The following is a 23,152-nucleotide window of genomic DNA, read 5'->3' as shown; positions in this document are numbered from 1 at the left end:
AAGATTAATCGTTTGTACCCTTTGCAGCCTTAATCACCTCTTCTGAAACATTCGAAGGAGTTTCGGCATAGTGAGAAAATTCCATTGTAGAGGTTGCTCTACCTGAAGATAGCGTTCTTAATGTAGTTACATAACCAAACATTTCAGAAAGCGGCACTTCAGCTTTTACAACTTTAGCTCCAGATCTGTCAGACATATTGTTAACCTGACCTCTTCTTCTGTTAAGGTCACCTACAATATCTCCCATATTTTCTTCCGGAGTAACAACTTCTACTTTCATAATAGGCTCAAGGATTACAGAACCGGCTTTTTTAGCAGCTTCTTTATATCCAAGTTTTCCGGCAAGTTCGAAAGATAACTGGTCTGAATCCACAGGGTGGAAAGAACCATCCTTAAGGGTTACCTTTAAACTATCCATAGTAAATCCAGCCAAAGGACCATTTTTCATAGCTTCTTTGAAACCTTTCTCTACTGAAGGGATAAATTCTTTAGGAATACGACCACCTTTAATCTCATCTACAAACTGAAGCCCTTCCCCTTCAAAATCTGAATCGGCAGGTCCTAATGTAAATACGATATCGGCAAATTTACCTCTACCACCAGTTTGCTTCTTATAAACCTCACGGTGATCGGCGGTTCTGGTTACAGCTTCCTTGTACTCAACCTGAGGCTGACCTACATTTACTTCAACCTTGAATTCACGTCTCATACGATCAATAATGATATCCAGGTGAAGCTCACCCATACCAGAGATAATCGTTTGACCTGAAGCCTCGTCGGTTCTTACGGTAAAAGTTGGATCTTCTTCAGCAAGTTTCCCAAGAGCCATTCCCATTTTATCAACATCGGCCTTGGTTTTTGGCTCAACAGCGATACCAATTACAGGCGCAGGGAAGGTCATAGACTCCAGTAGAATCGGGTGCTTCTCATCGGTAAGAGTATCTCCGGTTTTAATATCCTTAAACCCAACACCAGCTCCAATATCACCAGCCTCGATTTTATCGATAGGCTCCTGCTTATTAGAGTGCATTTGATAGATACGTGAAATACGCTCCTTTTTACCTGAACGTACGTTTAAAACGTATGAACCTGCATCAAGAGATCCAGAGTACACACGGAAGAATGCCAAACGACCAACGAAAGGATCGGTAGCAATTTTAAAGGCAAGTGCAGAAAATGGTGAGTCTACGTGAGGCTTACGACTTTCTTCCTTACCGGTTTCAGGGTTAGTACCTGTAATAGCTTCCACATCTGAAGGTGCAGGAAGGTATCTCATTACAGCGTCAAGCATAGCCTGAACCCCTTTATTTTTAAAAGCTGAACCACACATCATAGGAATGATACTCATATCTATGGTTGCAGCTCTAAGCGCTGAAATAATCTCATCTTCGGTGATAGAGTTCTCATCTTCAAAGAATTTCTCCATCAACGCCTCATCATACTCTGCAACAGCTTCAACAAGCTCAGTACGGTACTTATCAACATCGGCCTGAAGTTCAGCCGGAATATCGATAGTCTCATAGGTCATCCCATGATCTTCTTCATTCCAGATGATAGCTTTTTTAGAAATAAGATCTACCACACCTTTAAAGTCGGCTTCTTCACCAATTGGCACCTGAAGTGGCACAGGGTTACCCCCAAGCATTTCTCTTACCTGGCGACATACATTAAAGAAGTCTGCTCCCTGACGGTCCATTTTATTAACGAAACCAAGTCTTGGAACACGGTATTTATCGGCTTGTCTCCAAACAGTTTCAGACTGAGGCTCCACCCCGTCTACTGCAGAAAATAATGCAACAACCCCATCAAGCACACGTAGCGAACGCTCTACTTCAACAGTAAAGTCAACGTGACCGGGAGTATCGATAATATTTAAGGTATAATCCTGATCTCTATATTTCCAGTTACAATGGGTAGCAGCCGAAGTAATGGTAATTCCACGCTCCTGCTCCTGCTCCATCCAGTCCATAGTTGCAGCACCATCGTGAACCTCACCAATTTTGTGGCTTATCCCGGTATAGTACAGGATACGCTCGGTGGTAGTGGTTTTTCCAGCATCAATATGCGCTGCAATTCCTATATTTCTTGTAAATTTTAAATCTCTTTGTGCCATTTTCTTAGAATCTAAAGTGTGAGAATGCTTTGTTTGCTTCAGCCATTTTGTGAGTATCTACTCTCTTTTTAACTGCAGCTCCTTCTTCTTTGGCAGCGGCTAGAATTTCAGAAGCTAATTTTTGCGCCATACTCTTCTCATTTCTCTTACGCGAATAAGAGATAAGCCATTTCATAGCGGTAGAAACCTTACGATCTGGTCTAATTTGCATAGGAATTTGGAAAGTAGCCCCTCCAACTCTTCTACTTCTTACTTCTACGTGAGGCATTACATTAGAAAGAGCATCTTTCCATAGCTCTAACGCCGATTTTTCCTCATCCTGTTTTTTCTCTTCTATGATATCAATTGCATCATAGAAAATTTTAAAGGCAACCGATTTTTTTCCATCCCACATCATCATGTTTACAAAACGCGTAACAAGCTGATCGTTAAATTTTGGATCAGGTAAAAGCGGTCTTTTTTTGGCCTGTCTTTTTCTCATTTCTTTACTTTAAAAGTTTTTAAATTACTTCTTAGGGCGTTTTGCTCCATATTTGGATCTACGCTGGGTTCTTCCCTCAACACCTGCGGTATCAAGCGCACCACGAACAATGTGGTATCTAACTCCCGGCAAATCTTTTACCCTTCCGCCTCTAACCAATACTATCGAGTGCTCCTGTAAATTGTGACCTTCACCCGGGATGTAAGCGTTTACCTCTTTCCCGTTGGTTAACCTTACCCTGGCTACTTTACGCATCGCCGAGTTAGGTTTCTTAGGAGTAGTAGTATACACACGGGTACACACTCCCCTTCTTTGAGGACACGAATCTAAAGCAGCCGATTTACTCTTCTTGGTTATTTTGGCCCTTCCTTTTCGTACTAATTGTGAAATTGTTGGCATAATTTCTTTTACCTGTTAATATTTAATTTTAATTACCCCAATTTTTTGGGTTTGCAAATGTAGAAATAAAAACCAAGTATTCAAATCTTAATTGATTAATTTTCAGAGGGATTTATTAAAACAGTTAATTGCAGGATTTAAAGAACAATTTAATTTATGAACGAAATTAAATTTTGCCCCTTAACTATGAAATGTATGATGAGCATAACTTGGTCAAAGGCCTGATTATTCTGAACTCAAATTTCTGCTACTGTTTATAATAATGGGATAAATGTAATTACAAATATGAAGCGAGAGCGTTTATGAAAAAAAGGGAATAGATAGTGACGCTCTAAAAACTTTTACAGCATCACCACCAACTGCAAATAAAAAAACTTATTCACTCAGAAATATATAGCCTTATTTATGCAAGGTCATTAATCCTGGGGTGAATATAGAAGAATTGGGTATCCCAATGATGAAAGTATTGTGCTTACCGGGTGAAATATATGAATTACCTACAATTCAAGCAGCAGCTTCAAATTTAGAAAGTTATATTATCATTACTAAAGTGGAAAGAAGCGATCGATTTACCTGCTCGCTTGAGATATCCTGAAATTCTCCAAACCTTTAATAGAGATAACAGAGCCTCCACCCTTTCTCAACCGGAAAATGAAGATATCATATTTAGTAATTTATTTTTTGGAACATAGATTAGCATTAATTTTTTCAATATTATATTACGGAAGCCACCCCACGCTGGATGGCTTTTTTATTTTAAGCCTTAAGCCAACAGCCCAAATAATTCCCTAAATTTGTCCCTATGGAAAACAATACCACAATCTTCGGAATTCGGGCCATTATTGAAGCTATTCAAAGCGGAGAAAACCTCGATAAGATTTATATTCAAAAAGGCCTTTCAGGGCCTCTCTTTTCAGAATTGGAAAGTCTTCTTAAAAAGGCTAATTACAATGTTTCTTATGTTCCGCAAGAAAAATTATATAAGCTGTCCAAAGGAAATCACCAGGGTGTAGTCGCTAAAATTTCTCCAATTAGTTTTGGTAATCTTGAGGAAACGGTTCAGAAAATCCTCGAAAACAAACCCGCTCCCCTATTCCTTTTGCTAGATCAGATTACCGATGTGCGAAATTTTGGTGCAATGATAAGAACCGCCGAATGCACCGGAGTCGACGCCATTATAATCCCTGAAAAAGGCGGAGCACCCCTAAATGCCGATGCCGTTAAAACCTCGGCCGGCGGAGTTTTTAACCTTCCTATCATAAAGGTGAACCATATTAAAGATGCTGTTTTCTACTTACAGGCATCAGGAGTACAATTAATAGCGGCCACCGAAAAAACCAATCAAAGCATTTACGAAGTAGATTTTACTGGTCCTTCAGCAATTGTGATGGGAAATGAAGCTAAGGGCGTTTCAAACTCGATTTTAAAAAGCGTAGACAAAAAAGCGAAACTCCCCATGTTCGGGAAAATAGAATCTTTAAATGTATCGGTCGCCTGTGGAGTTTTTCTCTATGAAGTGGTAAGACAACGAAGCGAAAGCCCCCCGGCCCACTAAAGGGGAATTATATTCTATTCCCAGGCTTAGCTTTCCTTATTTTCCTCGTTTGATTTTTTATAGATATATCTATAAGTAATTTTGTTATCACTGTCATTTTGTAGGTCAACCTCTTGCTCCCCATCTGGAGGCTGGGGAACCGCTTCAATAAAATTGCCATTTTCATCAAAGTGTTTCATAAAGGGATCGTCTTCTTCCCGGTATTCGGGTTTTTCCCAGTCGTATTTTGGAGTTTTTGCGATACTATTTCTGAAGAAAAGGGAAAGCGCAAAACCGGAAATTAGACCCGACAAATGTCCCTCCCAGGAGATTTGGGGGTCTATGGGAGTTACATACCAAAGCATCCCACCATAGAGAAACACCACGATTAAGGAAAGCGCAACCAGCCGGTAATGTTTTGAAAAAACCCCTTTAAAGAAAAGGAAAGCAGCCAGCATATAAATAATCCCGCTGGCACCAATATGATTGGCGGGTCGCCCAATGAGCCAGGTTAAAACCCCGGTTAAAACCAGGCCGACGAGCAGTACTTTCCAGCTAATTCTTCGGTAGAAATAGAAAAGCGCCATAGAGAGTACCAAAAGCGGAATGGAGTTATTAAAAAGATGCTTGAGGCCGCTATGTATGAAAGGCGAGAAAACGATACCTCTCAAACCAAATATTTCCCTGGGCCTCACCCCATAATTGTTTAAGCTCACCCCAAAGCGCACTTCAAACCAGAAAACCAGCCAGATTGCAAGTACAAACAGTATGGGGTAGCCCACTACCCCGGTGGTAAATAAAAATTGAGGTTGTTGTTTCATATTTTTTATGAATTCATTACTGAAGATAACAAAAATTTCACCAGCTTTTATCCTGCGACAAAGTGCCAGACTATTTGTAATTTTGCCGAATGAACAAACCATTAGCTGAACGTTTACGCCCAAAAACCCTGGAAGATTACCTAAGCCAGCAACACCTTGTTGGCCCAAAAGGAGCCTTAAAAAGACAAATCGAACAGGGTATTATCCCTTCGATGATCTTCTGGGGACCTCCCGGAGTGGGAAAAACCACCCTGGCCAACATCATCGCCGAAACTACCGACAGACCCTTCTTCACATTAAGCGCAATAAGCAGTGGAGTTAAGGATGTGAGAGAAGTGATAGAAAAAGCCAAAAAAAGCGATGGCTTGTTTACGACCAAAAACCCTATCTTATTTATAGATGAGATTCACCGCTTCAGCAAATCCCAGCAGGATTCGCTCCTGGGTGCGGTCGAAAAAGGCTGGGTTACTCTCATTGGTGCCACGACCGAAAACCCAAGTTTTGAAGTTATTTCGGCATTGCTTTCCCGCTGCCAGGTTTATATTCTCAACGCTTTTTCTAAGGATGATCTTGTGGCTCTTTTGGAACGGGCAATGAAAAAAGATGAAATTCTTGCCAATAGAAACATCAAACTTCAGGAAACCGAAGCTTTATTGAGATTAAGTGGGGGCGATGCCCGCAAACTTCTGAATATTTTCGAACTCCTTGTCAACTCGGTTGAAGGCGATGTAGAAATCGCAAACGAGCTGGTACTTAATAAAGTTCAGCAAAACACGGTGCTATATGACAAAACCGGAGAGCAGCATTACGACATAATTTCCGCATTCATAAAATCGATTAGGGGCAGCGATCCCAATGCTGCGGTTTACTGGCTGGCCCGAATGATCGAAGGCGGGGAGGATGTAAAATTTATAGCCCGGCGCCTCATTATCCTGGCCAGTGAAGATATTGGTAATGCCAATCCTACGGCCCTGGTTATCGCTAATAATACCTTCCAGGCGGTTACCACCATTGGTTTCCCCGAATCCCGAATCATCCTTAGCCAGTGCGCTACTTACCTGGCCACCTCGCCCAAAAGCAATGCGGCTTATATGGCGATTAATAAGGCCCAAAGCCTGGTGAAAAAAACGGGAAATTTGTCTGTCCCATTGGCGATAAGAAATGCTCCCACAAAGCTTATGAAAGATATTGGTTATGGCAAAGACTACAAGTATGCCCATAACTATGAAGACAATTTCGCCGAAGCCGATTTTCTACCCGAAGAAGTTAAAGGCACTACTCTTTACGAACCCGGAAATAACCAAAGAGAAAATGCCCAACGCGAATTCCTGAAAAAACGCTGGAAAAGCCGTTATAATTATTAATTCTGAAGTTTATACTCGAGGGTTTCAGTAGAATTGGTATCTGGATTGAAGAATTCAATATTTAGATTCCCGGCCTCATCAAACCAGGCAACCCCTTGCCGGGTTAGGGAATTATAGATATAAGTATTTCCTTCCGCAGAACGAATAAGCATCGCAAAAGGTTCGGAAGCATTTCTCTGGAAAAAGGCGAAACCCTTTTCATTGGCGCGCAATTCATAGCTGGAATTGTTGTAGGAGTATAAACCTTTTTCTTGGTTTCCGGAGGTTTCGGTCATTTCCCTGTCGGTTTGGGAAGCTTCCGAAACTACTGCTTCATTGCTTTTATCTCTTTTAGGCGGCGCAGCACTAACCTCGACTGTATCGGGTTCTGCAGCGGCTCTTTTTGGACCTGCGGTCACCTCTACTTCAGCTACCTCTTCTTGTGATGGTATATATTGGTAATCGACTTCTTCCAAAGAGGTAAACGCATCGCGCAGGGCCTCGTGCCAGGCGGGTTCAAAATCCTTTTCCCTGCTTCTCCCCTCTTTACTGGTGAAGATTGTTTTCCCATAACAGTCTTTCAGGATCAGCGTCATTTTTGTCACAAACAAACCCGATTCGTCCTTAACATCGGCGTACATGGCCAGGCAATTATCGCGTTGTAAATCGGTCGGTTTTGATTCGTTATTCATAAGGGTTTCAAAGCCATATTTCTCGAATAAAAACTTAGCAAGTGCATTAAGTTGATATTGATTCTCCTCTTTTGAAAATTCAAAGGAATTAGGCACCACCACATATTTATATTGATTTAGATCCTGTGCGGTGGCATTATAACCAACGGCCAGGAATATGAGGACCAACAAAGTCTTTTTCATAACATCCAGTATTAAAATTCATCAAACACCAGCTGCAACCCAAGTTGTATAGAAGCCGAATGAGCTTTAGCCAAATTCGGAAACGCCAGCACATTATAGGTTGCAAGATAAACATTAAAATTCTTAAAGGTCGAGGTATACATTAGGCCAAGATTGGTTAAAGAATAATCGTCTAAAGTATAAGCCACTCTAAATCTTTGGGTTTCATTGATCTTGCGGTCCCAATAAGTAGACAGTGTATAAATTAAACCCTTAGGTCTTTTGACCGCCGCCATCTGCATTCCGATTAAATTCATAAACCTGATTTTTGGCACCGTGAGGTAATCGCAGGGCATAAAGGCAGGTCCAAAACCAAACTCGGCCGATAAATTCATTTTTACCGGCCTCCAGGTTACATATTTGCGATTATAGGTTTCATCGCGTAAATTTTCGTCGAGTTCGTCCTCAAAAATATCCCAGTAGGGCAAAGTACTTCCATCGGGTTCTATTTCGGGGAAAAGTGGCTCGATACCTTCGGTAGTATAATTCCCAAAATAATGGTAATTCTCCACATCTTTGGTTTGAAACATCATTCCCAGATCCTGCACCGAAGCCGTAAGAATTAATTGTTCGTGCATTAAATAACTTAATCCTAAATCCAATCCGGCACCAATATTTCCTCCAAAAAATGACCTGCTAAGCAACTCTCCGGTCGCCCTATCTACGGTCATGCCTTCAGTATCTCTTAAGGTCGAAAACCCTGAAGTATTAATTACCACATCGAGATTGCTAACCTCGTGCCGATAAAAATTGCGACCATCGGGGGTATCGTAGGTGGTAAATGTCCCGGTGTTTCCGGAAGTTTCAGCATTAAAAATTCCTGAGTATAATTTAGCCCGGGCACCCACTGTGAGTTTATTGTCAAATTTATGGTTGAGACCAAGATGATAGACCGTTAGAACCTCTCCTTCAAAAGCAACCTGAGAAAAATCGAAAGCTTTATCGAGATAATTATTATTTCCTTCGTTAGCCAATATGGCCAGGTCTTTTGGAAAATAGGCAAAGACATCCATCTCCTGGTAAACCCCAACCGAGAGGTAATTTCTGCGGTCTATTTTCCAGCCCAGGGAAATAATTTCAAGCTGCTCATTTGCCGACACAAAATCGCCGGCAGTCATATTATTCATCGTTCGGGAAATACGATCATTAATGTTGCTACCGTCGTCTGCAAAGATATCGTGTACACTGGCCCCACTACTTCCTGCAAAAAGATGAATTTGCGAAAAGAAAGGCAGTCCTACATGCCCCACAAAATCTATTCGGGCGCCGGGATTGCTCATAAGGGTTTGAGGCAAATCGTCTACATTGTAAAGCAATGGCTTATTCTGGGAAAACCCAGAAGTATAAAGGAATAATAAGACACAAATTATTCTCCACTGCATACTTAAAATTCAAACTTAAAGAGACCCTTGGAGGCAAAATCCAGATTGCCCGAAACCGGCTGGCCGTTGGGGATCATCTCGAGTTCTACGATCATTTGAATCGAATTGCGCACCAGGTGAATTCGATTTTGCTCTATGAATTCGGTATAAATTATTTCTGAAGGATTATTGGGCGAACCCGGGGGAATGGGATAATCGACAGAAAATTGCAGTTGACCATTTTCAGATAAAAACAAGATCCTGCTATCGATTTCCTGGGAAAAAGTATTGATGTGCCTGAAGCTGAATTCTACCGAGACCAGATCTTTTTGAATGTAATCGTCATCTAAAAATTCCAGGCGTACGGTATCGCGAATTACAGGTTTAAAGGCTTTGGTAATGCTATCGGTAAAGTAGCGCTCATCGATAGAATAAATAAGCAAATCGCTTTGAAGATCGGGGCTTAGGCTAATTTGCTCTGACTGATTGAAATCCACATCTTTAACACAACCAAAACAGAGTAAAGCTGCAAAGATGAGTAGGTTAAATTTATAGATTTCAGGGTAATTCTTCATTGGGATAAGCAATTAACACCTTCTTCTAACGAATCTAATAAATCTTTCTTATCAAAGGTAGTTTAGAAGTTCATTTAACTTTTTAACCGCAGGCACCTCGGTTATCTCATCACGCGAATAATAATCGAAAAAGACCGATTGAATTCCAAGATTTTTAGCTCCCATGACATCGGCTTCAAAATTATCGCCAACCATTAAACTCGATTCAGGTTTGGCAAGGGCTTTTCGCATAGCCAATTCGAAGATACCGGGATTGGGTTTTTTAACTCCGGCTTCTTCAGAAGTGGTAATACTTTCAAAATAGGTAGAAATTCCTGCAGTTTTTAACTTTTTATGCTGTACCTCTTCAAATCCGTTGGTGATAATATGAAGGGAATAATTTGCTTTTAATTCGTCTAATACCTCGATTGCTCCTTCCAGCAAATGATTGTTTAACGGGAGCATTTCAATATAATCTGACGCCAGGCTATTTATGGTTTCTACTGAAGTTTCATAACTCAAACTATCAAAAGTATCTTTAAGCCGGCCATATCTCAGGTCGTTTTTAGTAACGCGGTTTTCCTGATATCTTTTCCAGTAGTCAAAATTTACAGGACGGTAGGTTTCCAGAAATAGCTCTAAATCCAAATCGAGTCGATGCTTTTCAAACATCTGCTCGAAAGCCATAGCCGAATTTTTATCAAAATCCCAAAGCGTATGATCCAGGTCAAAAAATATATGTTGAATATTACTGAACTTCATAAATCTGTTTTAATATAGAATAATAAAATTTGCGAGGGTAATACCTGCTAAAATCCTGGTTTTTAAATACCGCAAGCAAACTCCCGTCTACCTTTTTGACTTCAGACAAAACTTTCCCCACCTGGCTGCGCATTTTTTCGGGTTCCTGGGGGTTTAAGGCAGCGCTGTGAAAAACATAAGGATGTATTCTAAGCGGCGTGGTTACCTCCAAACTTATATCATAAAAAAGAAAAGGCGAACAGGTACCAGCCCTAAATCCAAAGGTTCCCGGATAGCCCATAGAATAATCGTTTTGAATTTCAAGCTCATTGATATGGCTGTAATTCTCTGGCAACTCTAAAGGATGACGCATATTTATGATATGCTGAAGAGGCGCGTGGATAATGTTCTCCATTCTCAATTTTTCCTTTCTCAAAATCCTGATGTCTGAAAGCGAATAATAGCCCTGCAGCAAACCAACTCTGGCATAATCGGCTACAAACTTTATGATGGTTTGATGCGGAATGCGATTAGGATTTATATTTCGGTCGTGAACGGTAAAATCACTAAGCTGAAACATAAACAGCGGGTCGCAATGATGCTTTTTTATGAAGTTGATGATATCCTCAAAAATATCGAAAGGATCCCTCTGCAAGCCCAACAATACCTGAAAGCGGTCGAGAATTTTTCCGAAATTTAATCGAAAGAAATCATTGAAGATTCCTGCCAGGCTTCGAATAAAGCCTTTATTTTTATAATTAAAAATATGTTCTACGGCAAAAATTGCTTCCGAAGAAAAATCCCGGGTGGCAGGTTGTAAATCGGGAAACCGGTCTATCAAAACATCCCGAAATTTGTAGGCCCAGATATCAACCACCGGAGATTGCAAAAATCCTTCTTTAAACGCGAGACTTTCGGTAGCAGGAAAACGCTCACCATCGTCTTTTACATGTGGCAGATATTCTTCATACCGGCTTAACAGATAAAAACTGGCGGCAAAAATATCAAAGGGCAAAGCACTGTTCCCGGTTACTTCAAAAAAACAAAAACTGTCTTCCCAGGGCTGCACATTAATATCAACTTCAGAAATTCCCTGTTCCAGAAGCAAATCTACATTTTGAATAAAAAGTTCGTTCCCCAGGGCTTGTTTACCATAAGAGAGCTTTTCATTTTCGTGAGCTATAAATTCCTCGATTTTTGAAGTAAATTTCACTGGAATATCCAACAAATTGGTACAAATATGCCTAAATGCATAGATGATTCTGGGGGTGGTCTTCTGAGTGTAGATAAGTAACATAAAATCAACCTAAAGCATACCTTCATCGGCAAAGCTAAGGTATGATTTTTCGGTTACAATCAAATGATCGAGCACTTTAATGTCGAGGCTTTCAGCGGCAGTTTTTAATTTTTTGGTCAGGTGCCTGTCGGCTTCGCTGGCCACTAAAGTTCCAGAGGGATGGTTATGTGCCAAGATAATCGCTGTAGCGCTAAGTTCGAGGGCTTTTTTGAGCGCGATACGTACATCTACAAGGGTGCCGGTAATTCCGCCTTTGCTTAGCTGCATTTGCTGAAGCACTTTATTGGAATTATTGAGATACACCACCCAAAATTCTTCGTGGGCCAATTCGCCAATAATAGGTTGCATCAATTCAAATACCGAAGCACTCGAGGTGATTTTCTTAAGCTCCAATGCTTCCTGCATTCGGCGTCGGCGTCCTAATTCCAGCGCGGCAATTATAGAAATAGCCTTGGCTTCTCCAATACCTTTAAACCGGCACAGTTCTTCAACACTGCATTTGCCTAATTCACCAAGATTATTTTTATGAGCCGAGAGTATTTTTTTACTTAATTCTACTGCGCTTTGTTCTCTACTGCCCGAGGAGATTAAGATTGCGATGAGCTCGGCATCACTAAGGCTTAATTTCCCCTTTTGAAGCAATTTTTCCCGGGGTCTATCGTCTTCGGCCCAGTGTTTAATACTAAAACTGGCTTGGGTATATCCTTTCATAGAGCCAAAATTAAAAGCTCCAGATAAGCAACTTACACCAGGACAAAAATTAATGGATTAACCCCTTAATTTCTTCAGGCTTAAAACCTCCAAATTCGCCGCTGCTCATCATTAAAAGTGCAGCATTAGACAAGCCGAGATTTTGTAGAAACCCCTTCAATTCTTTGGCTTCAGTAAAAACTTTAAGATCTTTTTTGCCAAAAGCATCTTTTATTGTTTCTGCGGGAATATCGGGTCTCCCTTTTTGAAGCAAAGCCTGTTTAGAATAAAAAACGATAGCTTCATCGGCAGGGTTCAGGCTGTTTTTATATTCGGAAAGAAAATCTGAGTTAAGACTGCTAAAAGTATGCAGTTCCAAACAGGCGATTAACTTCCTGCCGGGATGAAGTTCTTTTACCGCTGCTACTGAAGCATTCACCTTGGAAGGACTATGCGCAAAATCCCTAAAGATCACCGCAGATTCATTTTCGGCTATTTTTTGAAGTCTTTTTGAGGCGCCCTTAAAACCAGCGATTGCTTCATAGAAATCATCTTCGTCAATTCCCATGTGCTGGCAAATCCATTTAGCACCTGCAAGATTATTCATATTATGTTTTCCGAAGATTTCAAGAGGTAATTCACCTTCAGGAGTATCCAGAATGCACTGCCCGTTTTCCAAATGATAGTTGGGTGTGCTATATGGATGTTTTCGCACCGGATTTTCAGAAGTTTCCACAATACTTTTCAATTGGGTATCTTCTTCATTATACACCAATATCCCGCCATTTACCAGAGAATTCACAAATAGGGAAAATTGTTCAGCGTAATCCTGTTTGGTTTTGAAAATATTGATATGATCCCAGGCAATACCGCTCACCAGGGCGATATTAGGCTGATAATGCAAAAATTTAGGCCGCTTATCTATGGCCGATGAAGGGTACTCATCGCCTTCAATAAGGATAAAATCATTATCGGGGCTGAGCTGCACCGAATGTGCGATGCCTTCTATGCTGGCACCCAGCATATAATCTATATCTTTTTCGTGATAATTCATCACGTGTAAAATCATAGCTGTAATCGTGGTTTTTCCGTGGGAACCTGCAATTACAACCCTGGTTTTGTCACGGGATTGTTCAAAAAGGAATTCAGGATATGAATATATTTTAAGCCCATCGGCCTGAGCCTTGAGAAGCTCGGGGTTATCGGCTTTGGCGTGCATTCCAAGAATAACGGCATCGAGTGGCGTATTAATTTTTTCCGGGAACCAACCTTCGGCTTCGGGAAGTAGACCGGCATTTTGAAGCGCCGATTTTGCAGGTTCATAGATTACATCATCACTTCCGCTTACCCGGTGACCTTGGTTTTGTAAGGCGATCGCCAGGCTATGCATCGCACTCCCGCCGATGGCTATAAAATGAAAATTCATAGAAAAAAATTTGCGCAAATATACTTAATTGCAACGAGGCAGGCAGCAGGAAGGGCTGCCTACATTTCCAAAATTCGGGCTTTCTCTTTACGAGCTTCAGGAAAATCTGATTTTGCAGAAAGCGCTTTCTCTACCAATTCGAGGGCCTGCTGTTTATTTTGTTTATTGGATTGCAGTCTGGCCATTTGAAGGTAAGCCCAGGCAGGAGATTTCAGGTCCTTATACCCATACCCCCGAATATAATTTTGAAGGAAGGCAATCCCGGCATCAGCATCAATTTTAAATTTGGCGGCGCGCTCACCGAGCTCGTAGAACAAATAATTTCTTACCACCAGAGACTTATCATTCTTTGCCAAAGAGACTGCTTTTTGGATAAGACTTCTGGCTTGTTCGGTTTCTCCGTCGTAATTATGAATATAGGCCTGGGCAAGCAAATAATCGATTGGGTTGATATTTTTAAGTTCACTGGCAAATGATTGAGCCGTGCTGCGGCTTCCACCCACTATAGCGGGGATTTGCATATAAAACTCAACCAGGGCACGTCTCACTTCAGGGTTTGTAGGATGAAGCTCTGCCGCCTTGTTAAGATATTTTTTAATATCACCCACCAGCATTGCCGCCTGGAATTTAGAACCCTCCATAGCTTTCATTCCCAGGGCGCCTCCCAATTTAAAATTATATACTCCAGAGTTAGGGTCTTGCTGCAATAAATCTTCGTAATAGGAAATTGCGGTTTCCCAGTCTTTCTCAAAGCTGGCAATATCGCCCAGGAGCTCCCGGGCATCAGGGTTTTCCGGGTATTTTTGAAAAATCTTTTTGGCTTGCTGAATTTTTCCTTCCTCAAGGAAGGTTTTTGCATCCTCAATCCCTTCCTGGGCCTTTACAGGCTCTACATTCATTAAAAAAAATACAATAAAAAAACAGGTGAAACCCCTCATATTTTAAAATTTTCCTAAATTTAACGTAACAAAAGTACCGATCCCTACACAAATAATTAACAAAGCACTTGTTAATTTAGCTGAAATGCTAATTATTGTTAAAGTCACAAAGTTCGTTAACCTAAAGTTTAAAATTTATTTGAATATTTGTGCTACAAAAATCTAGTTAAACCTAATACTAATAATTGAATTTAACACCTAGCCTATGCAAAATTTTACTTTTGGGAGGAAGGGAACAAATTGGTTCCTTTTCGCCTTTGTATTGTTAATTGGAACCTTGCCCTCGTTTGGGCAGGAATGCCCAACTGTAGACGAACCGACGCAATCATTTTGCGACGCTCTTTCAACAGTTTCAGACCTTGCACCAGCGGGCGCTACCTGGTACGCTGATGAGACATCAGATGAGCCTCTTCCTTCAAATGAATTATTAATAGATGGAGAGGACTACTATGCAGATTCTGATGATTGTACAACTCCAAGAAGTGATAGAAGAGTTGTAGTTACCCTAACTGAGCCAGTAAATGCACCTCTTGTTCAGGACGACTTTTTCACACCTTGTTCTGGTGGAGGACCTTATACTATAGCAGATCTGAAGGAAGCGATAGATGCTTCTGCAGCTCCTTCCGGTTATTCGCTGGAAATCTTTCCAACAAGATATGGTAAAGATGACGCCCCTCTGGCGGATTCAACTCCATTAACTACAGGGAATTACTTCGCGGGCTTTTATGATGGTTCAGATTGTCAATCCAGAAGAAGACCTGTAAGATTTGAGCCAGTTGAAGCTCCGGCTCCAGCTGCTGCTTCACCCCAAGTAGTTTGTGAAGGCACTACAGTTAGTGAACTAGAAGCAGAAGGTACAAATTTATGGTATAGAACTTCAACTTCAGAACCTGCCCTTCCAGATGATTTCATTGTTCAAAACGGTGAAACTTATTACGTATCTCAAGTAGTTCCAAGTGATGGACCACCTTGTGAAAGTGGTAGAACGGCTGTTACTGTAACTGTAGAAGATTTCGATGCAGGCGAAAATAGTCTTGGTAATGAAATTTGTCGGGCCGATTTGGATGCCAGGATAGCAGACCCTAACGAAAGTGTAGATGCAATCTTATTAAGCTTCCTTGGAGAAAGAGATCAACTAGAGGGCACTTCTGTAGAGTTTGACCCTACGATTGCTGAGTTAGGTGAGGAATACGGAACCAACCCTATACAAACTTTTACAATCACAGCTACTTTCACCACCGAAAATGGTTGTGAAGACGATGTGGTTATTGAACTAACAGTTAACGAGAGTTTCGATGCCGGAGACGATAATACCGAGGGCAACGAAGTATGTCGCTCTGAATTCTCTACCGAAGCTACTTCCGAAGAGGTTGAAAATTATTTAATCTCTCTATTAAGTGTAGACTTTGATGAGGATAACGGCAGTTTCAGTAATATAGATGCCATCGTAGCCGCTCTGAATAACAGCGACGGTAGCGGAAATTTTTCATCTACCTACACCGTAGGAGAAGGAACCGAATGTGCAGATTCAGCTGAATTGTCATTTACAGTTTTGGCCGATGCTTCTACAACACTTGTTCCAGTAGCCGATTTATGTAATTCGGACATACCAGCATTGGTAAATGAAATACCAGAAGATGTTGAAGCTTTATTCCTAGAGAACTTTGGAGAAAACATCCCTGAAGGAGAATTTGCTGAAGGCGATATTCAAAGAGTAATCAATGAATACAACGCTCAAAATATTGGAACTTTTACAGTAACCTATAATATTACTGACGAAAATTTCTGCGCCACTTCAATTGAACTTAGCAGAACTGTAGCAGAAGATTTTAATGCTGGAAGTGATAATACTTCAGGAAATGAAGTATGTTTTTCGAATGATGTGACCGAGCAAGAAGTTGAAGATTATCTTATCTCTCTATTGAGTGATAACGCCGATCAAGGAGGAATATTTTCTCCTACAGCTTCAGAAATTGCAAATGATATTCCTGGAGAAACTACTTTTAATGTTACCTATACCGTAGGAGAAGGAACTGAATGTGAAGATTCAGCTAATTTACAGTTTACTGTATTAGAAGATGCATCCGTTAATTTAGTTGAAGTAGCCGATTTATGTAATGATGATATCCCGGCTCTTGTAAATGAAATCCCAGAAGATGTTGAAGCTTTATTCCTGGAGAACTTTGGAGAAAACATCCCTGAAGGAGAATTTGCCGAGGGCGATATTCAAAGAGTAATCAATGAATACAATGCTCAAAATATTGGAACTTTCACTGTGACTTATAATTTTACCGGTGAAAATTTCTGTTCTGGTTCAATTGAACTAAGCAGAACGGTGATTGAAGGGGAAGAGGCTAACGCCGGAGCCTTTGATAACATCGAAGATGTTTGTACCAACGATGAGCCAATTGATCTAACTACATTATCTAATTCTAATTCTGAGGCTACCGAAGGTGGAACTTTCACCGGAGAGGGTGTTACCAATAATGTTTTTGATCCTTCAACAGTTGAACCCGGAACTTATGACATTACCTATACTGTTGACGAGTCTGTTTCCTGTATAGAGGGAAGCGACGAAACTACATTTACAATTGAAGTTATTCAAGGGCCGAATGCAGGTCAGGATATTTCTGGATCAATTTGTATAAGCAGAGTTGAAGAAATAGTGGCCGATAATTTCCCAAACAGAGAAGATATAATTCAGGCTTTATTTGAAGAATTCAATTTCACTGGTGAACGTGGAGGTAATATCGAAAGCAATCTTGGAAATGACTTTAATACTATAGCACTTGCTTTAGCAGCCTATTATGGTGATGACGAAAGGGATGATAGCCTTTTAATAGAAGGAACTTATACAGTTGGCGATCCTCAGGACGAATGTGGAACTGATGTTTCAAACTTCAGCATCACCATCAACGATACTCAGGATGCCAATGCTGGTTCTGATGTAACTTATACAGTTTGTGAGGGCGATGCAATGTTTGATCTTAGTGTGATATTAAGCGACGATGCGATGACTGAGGGTACCTTTAGCCTAAATGGAGAGGTCCTAACAGATAATATGTTTGATCCTTCCATTGGTATTAATGAAGACGGCTACATAGTAACCTACACCGTAACTGATTCTTCAAATTGTGTAACAGAAGGAACTTCAGATACAGCAGAATATAGAATTATAGTTTCAGAAGGCAGAGATCTAGGAGAAGAAATCACCGCTAACCTTTGTGTTTCTGATCTTCAGGACACCTATTCAGAACAAGTGATTAGAAACTATTTTGCGGGTTTAATTCCGAATTATAGTCCAGCTGGAACTTTTGATCGTTCTATAGCTGAAATCACAGAGCAATATAATTCTGCCGAGTCTAAAATAGGAACATATCAAACTACCTATACTTTAGGGACAGGTGCCTGTGAAGATTCAGTTACCATAACTGTAAATGTAGAGGGTGAAGTTAATGCCGATGCGGGAGATGACTTTACTACTACACTCTGTACTAACGAGGAAGCTATCAACCTTTTCAACGAACTTAGTGCAAATGCAAATCCTGATGGCTATTTCGAATATAATGGTGAAGAGTTTGATGGAAACTTCGATCCGGCTGTTTTTAGCGCTAGTAATGAGCCTTATGTTTTCACTTACTTCGTAGGTCCATCTACCGCTTGTGTAGAAGGAACAGATACAGCCGAGTTTAGTATTACCGTATATGAAGCTCCAAATGCAGGGCAGGATATATCAGAAAGCCTTTGTATTACCGAGGCTGAGGAAATGATCACCAACCCACAAGCCGCAATCGACTGGTTTAACAACCTAATCGATGTAGACGGAGTAGACCAGGATGGAACTTTCGATCCGGCTCTTGAAATCCTTGCAGCTCAAATTGTGGCTTATATCAGTAATCCTGAGGAAGCAAGTGAAACATTCAGCACTACATATACTGTAGAAAACGACAACTGTGAAGATTCAGCTACCATTACTTTAACTATTAATGATGAAGTTGAAGCTGAGGCGGGTGAAGATGTTGCAGTAACCTTCTGTGCATCTCAAGGTGAGATCGATCTTAGAGATTACTTAAGCGAAGGCGCTAATCCAAATGGATACTTCGAAGGTGATGATTTCGATGGAATCATCAACACCAACAATTTAGATCAGACTGAATATACCTATACTTACATCGTAGATGAAAGCGTAGATTGTGTAACCGGTGAAGATTCAGTAGAATTTACCGTAACAATAATTGAAGATCTATTTGTTGGAACCGATAAGTTTGCCTCAGTTTGTAATGCAAATATTGAGAACGGACAGTTCCCTAATTCTACTTCGGTTAGAGATTTCTACCTTAATTTGCTTGATGAAGGAGTTTCCAGAAACGGTACTTTCAGCCCAAGCATCCAGGATTTAGTAGACTGGTATAACAATGAGAGCGAACTGGGTGACTTTACCACCACCTATACGGTAACCCAAGGAGAGTGTTCAGCTTCTGTTCAATTGACTGTTACAGTTTACGACGAGGTTCCTGCCGAGCTTGAGCCAATCGACGATGTGACGCTTTGTTCAATTGACGAAGATCAGGACCTATACTCTTTCCTTTCAACTAATGCTATTATGGATGGAAACTTTATCTGGAATGACGAAGTGATCGAAGGAGGTATCTTGAGCCCATCTATGCTTGGTGCAGGTGAATATGAAATCACTTATTCTATCACCGATGAGACTCCTTGTGTATCTGGAGAAGCTTCTGAAAGCTTTACCGTAACTGTTCTTGAAACTGTTACTGCAGGTATGGATATGGACGCTGCTCTTTGTGCAAATCAGGGAGAAGTAAATCTTTACAATTATCTTGATGCTCAGGCTTCAGATAGCGGTGAATTCACTTATGAAGGGGAAGTTCTTGCTGATGGTATTTTTGATGCCAGCGCTATGGGAGAAGGTACTTTTGAAGTAACCTACACTGTAGAGCCTATCAATGAGTGTGGTGTTGAATCTTCAACTCTTACCATTACCGTAAACGAAGTTCCAGACGCTCCAGAAGCCGATGCTACTTTCTTTGCCTGTGAAAGCGATATGGCAACTGCCGCCTGGTTAGAAGCTGAAGGAACCGACCTTATATGGTATGCTGATGCAGACCTTACTATGATGGTTTCTGAAGAAGATATGCTGGAAAGCGGCTCTTACTATGTAACTCAAACGCTTAATGGATGTGAGTCTGAAGCTGCTGAAGTGGTGGTAACCATCAATGTGGTTCCTGCACCAACTGCAAGCACTACAAGTTTTGAGTTCTGTGACAGAGATGCAGCCACCCTTGCAGATCTTACCGATGCGATTTCTTTCGAAGGAACTTTAATCTGGTACGATTCAGCCGATGGCGACAACTCTTTAGGAACTTCTACCAGACTTCAAAACGGTACTTACTACGCCAGCCAGGATGATGGAGAGTGTGAGAGCCTTGATCGTCTTGCAATAACTGTAAGTGTAGAAAACTGTCCAATTATCTATCCTGAAGGTATTTCTCCAAACGGAGATGGTATTAACGACACCTTCATAGTAGAGAACCTGGAGAATGAATATCCTAATTATTCAATCGAAATCTTTAACCGTTGGGGTAACACTATCTATAAAGGTAATGCCTCTACTCCAGCCTGGGATGGAACTTCAAACCAGTCTGGTGCTTTAGGTGACGATGTGCTACCAATCGGGGTATACTTCTACGTAATTGATTACGGAGATGGAAGCACTGCTCCAAGACAGGGCAAAGTTTACTTAAGCAGATAATAAAAAGGATAAACACTAGAAAGAAATGAAAAAAACAATCACAAAATATTTACTATTCGCCGGCCTTATCCTTTTTTCTGTAAAAGGTATGGCTCAGCAAGACCCTCTTTTCACTCATTATATGTATAACATGAGTGTTATTAACCCAGGGTATGCTACCGATGATCCGGGCATACTTAACCTAGGGGGTATTTATAGAACTCAGTGGCAGAATGTTGACGGTGCTCCAAGCACCGCCAACTTCTTCGCCCACACTCCGGTTAGCGAACGTGTTGAACTTGGTCTTACAATCGTACACGATGAAATAGGAGATGTTGTAAAGGAAAACAACATCACTGCCGATTTCGCCTACGTACTACCAGCTGGAGAAAGAAGTAAAATCTCCTTTGGTCTTAAAGCCGGTTTAACCACATTTGATGCTAACCTGGCCGGATTGAACCTAAGACAACCTAACGATCCTGCATTTCAAAATGTAAGCGAGATCTTTCCGGTATTCGGAGTAGGTGCATTTTGGTTTGGAGATAATTATTATTTGGGTGCTTCGGCTCCAAACATCTTTACTTCAAAACATATTGAAAATCAGCAAGGTTTAAGAACTCTTGGTAAAGAAGAAGTGCATTATTACCTAACCGGTGGTTATGTATTCGATATAAGCCAGGATGTACGTCTTAAGCCTGCATTTATGGCCAGAGGGGTTCAGGGAGCGCCATTGGCTGTAGATGTTACTGCCAACGTATTATTATATGACAGGTTAGAAGCTGGTGTTGGTTACCGATTTAACGAAACCATCACCGGATTGGTAAACTTCAAGATTACGCCAAGCCTTAGGGTAGGTTATGCTTACGATCACTTTACTTCAGATTTCCTGGGGTATAACGTAGGTGGAACCCACGAGATCATGTTGTTATTCGACGTAGATCTATTCGGACTTACCAAAGGATATGACAAATCACCTAGATTCTTCTAAAAACCGATATAACATGAAAAATATATATAGTACACTTTTAATTTTACTGGTAAGCATTACCGCAATGGGCCAGTCTGCTGCGATTAAGCAGGGTGACAAATTCTTTGTTCAAAGAGCCTATATCGATGCTGCCGATGCTTACGAAAAAGTTGTAGATAAGAATCAGGAGGTTTTACAAAATCTTGGAGATGCTTATTTCTACACCAATCAAATGGAAAATGCAACTGAAGTTTATCAGTTGCTTTTCCTTAGACATGAAGCCAGTGTGGCTCCTGAATATAAATTCAGATATGCACACGCACTTAGAGCGGTTAACAAACACGAGGATGCCGATAAGTATATGAGCGAGGTTAAAGGAGAAGAAGTGAACTTCGACGCCTTCCAAAGAGAGCTTGACACTATCGCCCCACACGTGTTTACCACTAACCAGATCATGAACAATTCTGCTTCTGCAGATTTCGGAATCTCTTACTATGGAGACAGAATTACTTTTGCTTCTACCAGAAATCAGGCCCGCCCTATTTATCCGTGGAACAAAAGACCAACTCTGGATCTTTACAGCGCAGAAATGAGTGAAGACGGTGAACTAAGCGATATCATCCTTTTTGATGACAATATCAATACCGATGCTCACGAAAGTTCAGCTACCTTTAACCAGGATGCTACGGTAATGTATTTTGACCGTACCAGCGATAAGAGAGTTAAAGACGAAGAAGGTGTTCGCGTAGCGCACATCAAAATTTACCGCGCAGAGTTGGTAGATGGAAACTGGACCAATATCGAAGCTCTTCCTTTTACCAGCGATGAGTATTCTACTGAACATCCAAGCCTAAGCGCCGATGGAAGCAAACTTTACTTCGCCAGTGATATGCCGGGTTCTATGGGATCTTTCGACATCTACGTTGTAGACGTGAATGAAGACGGAACTTTTGGTACTCCTGAAAATCTTGGAGGCGGAGTTAACACCGAGCACAGAGAGCAGTTCCCATTCATCAGTGAAGAAGGAGTTTTATACTTTTCTTCCGATGGACATGAAGGCTTCGGAAATATGGATATTTACCGCAGTGAAGGAAACTTCAGCGAGGTGCAAAACCTTGGTGGTACCATTAACTCAAGCCACGATGATTTCGCTTTCGTAATTCGCGAAGGACAGGAAAAAGGATATTTCGCTTCAAACAGAAGAGGTACCGATAACCTGTATGTGTTTACCCGTGAAGATTATGTTCCTCCAGTGGTTGATTTCGACGATAGAGAAACCAACGTAGAAACCGGAAGACAGCAACTTCGTGACGTAGGAAACATTTACTTCGATTTCGATAAGGCTACCATTAAGGAGGAGTCTAAACCAACCCTTAATAAGGTAGTTGATATTATGAACAAATACCCGTCTATCAATATCGAAATTGGATCTCACGCCGATGCTCGCGGATCTGACCAGTACAACCTTGGTCTTTCTGAAAGACGTGCAGCTTCAACCCTTGAGTACCTAGTCGAAAATGGTATTGACCGCAGCCGTTTAACCTCTAAAGGTTATGGTGAAAGTATGCCTCTTAACGATTGTACTCAACCAACCGGATGTACTGCCGAGCAATATGCAGTAAACCGTAGAAGTGAATTCACCATTATGGATGATAAAACCAACAATGCTGAAAACACTGAGATGGATGAGGAAATGAATGAAGACAACTAATTTCCACTTAGCTACTAACTAACCAATCAAAAGTGGAGGAGGCTGTCTGAAAAGGCAGTCTCTTTTTTATTGGAAATAATTCAGGATAGTATTATTTTCATGGTATGAAAGCT

17 protein-coding genes are annotated in these 23,152 nt (G+C 41.0%); 5 read left to right on the top strand and 12 right to left on the bottom strand.

The annotated features are described in order from the left end of the window. Nucleotides 1-4: 4 nt before the first annotated feature. From fusA to rpsL, 3 genes are read right to left on the bottom strand one after another with little or no spacing between them, the layout of a single operon-like run. Nucleotides 5-2,113: an elongation factor G gene (fusA, locus tag ACW6QP_RS12300; protein ID WP_457911170.1), complete on the bottom strand. Its 2,109-nt coding sequence runs from the start codon at nt 2,111-2,113 to the stop codon at nt 5-7. Between the two features lie 4 nt (nt 2,114-2,117). Continuing rightward, nucleotides 2,118-2,594 carry a 30S ribosomal protein S7 gene (gene rpsG / locus ACW6QP_RS12295; protein ID WP_457911169.1) on the bottom strand — a complete coding sequence of 159 codons (477 nt, stop codon included), beginning with the start codon at nt 2,592-2,594 and terminating at the stop codon, nt 2,118-2,120. Between the two features lie 24 nt (nt 2,595-2,618). Beyond that, the gene (gene rpsL, locus ACW6QP_RS12290; protein ID WP_010230128.1) at nt 2,619-2,993 is read right to left on the bottom strand and encodes a 30S ribosomal protein S12; all 375 of its coding nucleotides are present in this window, start codon (nt 2,991-2,993) and stop codon (nt 2,619-2,621) included. A gap of 802 nt (nt 2,994-3,795) precedes the next feature. Between rpsL and rlmB the strand changes: the two genes are divergently transcribed. Next, entirely contained in the window at nt 3,796-4,548 is a 753-nt protein-coding gene (gene rlmB / locus ACW6QP_RS12285) for a 23S rRNA (guanosine(2251)-2'-O)-methyltransferase RlmB (protein WP_457911168.1), read from the top strand. 26 nt (nt 4,549-4,574) lie between these two features. Here rlmB and ACW6QP_RS12280 read toward each other — a convergent pair whose 3' ends face one another. Further along, entirely contained in the window at nt 4,575-5,348 is a 774-nt protein-coding gene (locus tag ACW6QP_RS12280; RefSeq protein WP_457911167.1) for a rhomboid family intramembrane serine protease, read from the bottom strand. Nucleotides 5,349-5,437: 89 nt separating this feature from the next. Between ACW6QP_RS12280 and ACW6QP_RS12275 the strand changes: the two genes are divergently transcribed. Further along, nucleotides 5,438-6,712, top strand: a complete 1,275-nt coding sequence (locus tag ACW6QP_RS12275; protein ID WP_457911166.1) for a replication-associated recombination protein A — start codon at nt 5,438-5,440, stop codon at nt 6,710-6,712. Here ACW6QP_RS12275 and ACW6QP_RS12270 read toward each other — a convergent pair. From ACW6QP_RS12270 to ACW6QP_RS12235, 8 genes are read right to left on the bottom strand one after another with little or no spacing between them, the layout of a single operon-like run. Further along, a complete protein-coding gene (locus ACW6QP_RS12270) occupies nt 6,709-7,566 on the bottom strand; it encodes a hypothetical protein (protein ID WP_457911165.1) in 858 nt (285 codons plus the stop codon). The genes ACW6QP_RS12275 and ACW6QP_RS12270 overlap by 4 nt on opposite strands. A gap of 11 nt (nt 7,567-7,577) precedes the next feature. Then, entirely contained in the window at nt 7,578-8,987 is a 1,410-nt protein-coding gene (locus ACW6QP_RS12265) for a DUF5723 family protein (RefSeq protein ID WP_457911164.1), read from the bottom strand. Between the two features lie 2 nt (nt 8,988-8,989). Beyond that, nucleotides 8,990-9,541 (bottom strand): hypothetical protein, encoded by a 552-nt coding sequence (locus ACW6QP_RS12260; protein ID WP_457911163.1) that lies wholly within the window; start codon nt 9,539-9,541, stop codon nt 8,990-8,992. Nucleotides 9,542-9,592: 51 nt separating this feature from the next. Continuing rightward, nucleotides 9,593-10,282 carry a YjjG family noncanonical pyrimidine nucleotidase gene (locus tag ACW6QP_RS12255; protein WP_457911162.1) on the bottom strand — a complete coding sequence of 230 codons (690 nt, stop codon included), beginning with the start codon at nt 10,280-10,282 and terminating at the stop codon, nt 9,593-9,595. After that, entirely contained in the window at nt 10,269-11,558 is a 1,290-nt protein-coding gene (locus tag ACW6QP_RS12250) for a polysaccharide deacetylase family protein (protein ID WP_457911161.1), read from the bottom strand. Before ACW6QP_RS12250 ends, ACW6QP_RS12255 begins: the two co-directional genes overlap by 14 nt. A 9-nt stretch (nt 11,559-11,567) precedes the next feature. After that, nucleotides 11,568-12,269 (bottom strand): RadC family protein, encoded by a 702-nt coding sequence (gene radC / locus ACW6QP_RS12245; protein WP_457911160.1) that lies wholly within the window; start codon nt 12,267-12,269, stop codon nt 11,568-11,570. A gap of 49 nt (nt 12,270-12,318) precedes the next feature. Next, entirely contained in the window at nt 12,319-13,674 is a 1,356-nt protein-coding gene (locus ACW6QP_RS12240) for a UDP-N-acetylmuramate--L-alanine ligase (RefSeq protein ID WP_457911159.1), read from the bottom strand. Nucleotides 13,675-13,733: 59 nt separating this feature from the next. Beyond that, nucleotides 13,734-14,573, bottom strand: a complete 840-nt coding sequence (locus ACW6QP_RS12235) for a tetratricopeptide repeat protein (protein ID WP_457911158.1) — start codon at nt 14,571-14,573, stop codon at nt 13,734-13,736. Between the two features lie 244 nt (nt 14,574-14,817). Here ACW6QP_RS12235 and ACW6QP_RS12230 point away from each other — a divergent pair, with 244 nt between their 5' ends. The 3 genes from ACW6QP_RS12230 to ACW6QP_RS12220 are packed head-to-tail and all read left to right on the top strand — an operon-like array spanning nt 14,818 to nt 23,039. Next, nucleotides 14,818-20,382, top strand: a complete 5,565-nt coding sequence (locus ACW6QP_RS12230) for a gliding motility-associated C-terminal domain-containing protein (protein WP_457911157.1) — start codon at nt 14,818-14,820, stop codon at nt 20,380-20,382. A 25-nt stretch (nt 20,383-20,407) separates the two neighbouring features. After that, nucleotides 20,408-21,349: a PorP/SprF family type IX secretion system membrane protein gene (locus ACW6QP_RS12225; protein ID WP_457911156.1), complete on the top strand. Its 942-nt coding sequence runs from the start codon at nt 20,408-20,410 to the stop codon at nt 21,347-21,349. Between the two features lie 13 nt (nt 21,350-21,362). Next, nucleotides 21,363-23,039 (top strand): OmpA family protein, encoded by a 1,677-nt coding sequence (locus ACW6QP_RS12220; protein WP_457911155.1) that lies wholly within the window; start codon nt 21,363-21,365, stop codon nt 23,037-23,039. Nucleotides 23,040-23,152: the final 113 nt, after the last annotated feature.

Source organism: Salegentibacter haimaensis (assembly GCF_054121495.1).
This window is presented reverse-complemented; position numbering and strand designations above follow the sequence as displayed.

Bases quoted from the DNA above. Each gene is read 5' to 3' on its own strand.
- fusA (WP_457911170.1), bottom strand. From the start codon at position 2,113: ATGGCACAAAGAGATTTAAAATTTACAAGAAATATAGGAATTGCAGCG.
- rpsG (WP_457911169.1), bottom strand. From the start codon at position 2,594: ATGAGAAAAAGACAGGCCAAAAAAAGACCGCTTTTACCTGATCCAAAA.
- rpsL (WP_010230128.1), bottom strand. From the start codon at position 2,993: ATGCCAACAATTTCACAATTAGTACGAAAAGGAAGGGCCAAAATAACC.
- rlmB (WP_457911168.1), top strand. From the start codon at position 3,796: ATGGAAAACAATACCACAATCTTCGGAATTCGGGCCATTATTGAAGCT.
- ACW6QP_RS12280 (WP_457911167.1), bottom strand. From the start codon at position 5,348: ATGAAACAACAACCTCAATTTTTATTTACCACCGGGGTAGTGGGCTAC.
- ACW6QP_RS12275 (WP_457911166.1), top strand. From the start codon at position 5,438: ATGAACAAACCATTAGCTGAACGTTTACGCCCAAAAACCCTGGAAGAT.
- ACW6QP_RS12270 (WP_457911165.1), bottom strand. From the start codon at position 7,566: ATGAAAAAGACTTTGTTGGTCCTCATATTCCTGGCCGTTGGTTATAAT.
- ACW6QP_RS12265 (WP_457911164.1), bottom strand. From the start codon at position 8,987: ATGCAGTGGAGAATAATTTGTGTCTTATTATTCCTTTATACTTCTGGG.
- ACW6QP_RS12260 (WP_457911163.1), bottom strand. From the start codon at position 9,541: ATGAAGAATTACCCTGAAATCTATAAATTTAACCTACTCATCTTTGCA.
- ACW6QP_RS12255 (WP_457911162.1), bottom strand. From the start codon at position 10,282: ATGAAGTTCAGTAATATTCAACATATATTTTTTGACCTGGATCATACG.
- ACW6QP_RS12250 (WP_457911161.1), bottom strand. From the start codon at position 11,558: ATGTTACTTATCTACACTCAGAAGACCACCCCCAGAATCATCTATGCA.
- radC (WP_457911160.1), bottom strand. From the start codon at position 12,269: ATGAAAGGATATACCCAAGCCAGTTTTAGTATTAAACACTGGGCCGAA.
- ACW6QP_RS12240 (WP_457911159.1), bottom strand. From the start codon at position 13,674: ATGAATTTTCATTTTATAGCCATCGGCGGGAGTGCGATGCATAGCCTG.
- ACW6QP_RS12235 (WP_457911158.1), bottom strand. From the start codon at position 14,573: ATGAATGTAGAGCCTGTAAAGGCCCAGGAAGGGATTGAGGATGCAAAA.
- ACW6QP_RS12230 (WP_457911157.1), top strand. From the start codon at position 14,818: ATGCAAAATTTTACTTTTGGGAGGAAGGGAACAAATTGGTTCCTTTTC.
- ACW6QP_RS12225 (WP_457911156.1), top strand. From the start codon at position 20,408: ATGAAAAAAACAATCACAAAATATTTACTATTCGCCGGCCTTATCCTT.
- ACW6QP_RS12220 (WP_457911155.1), top strand. From the start codon at position 21,363: ATGAAAAATATATATAGTACACTTTTAATTTTACTGGTAAGCATTACC.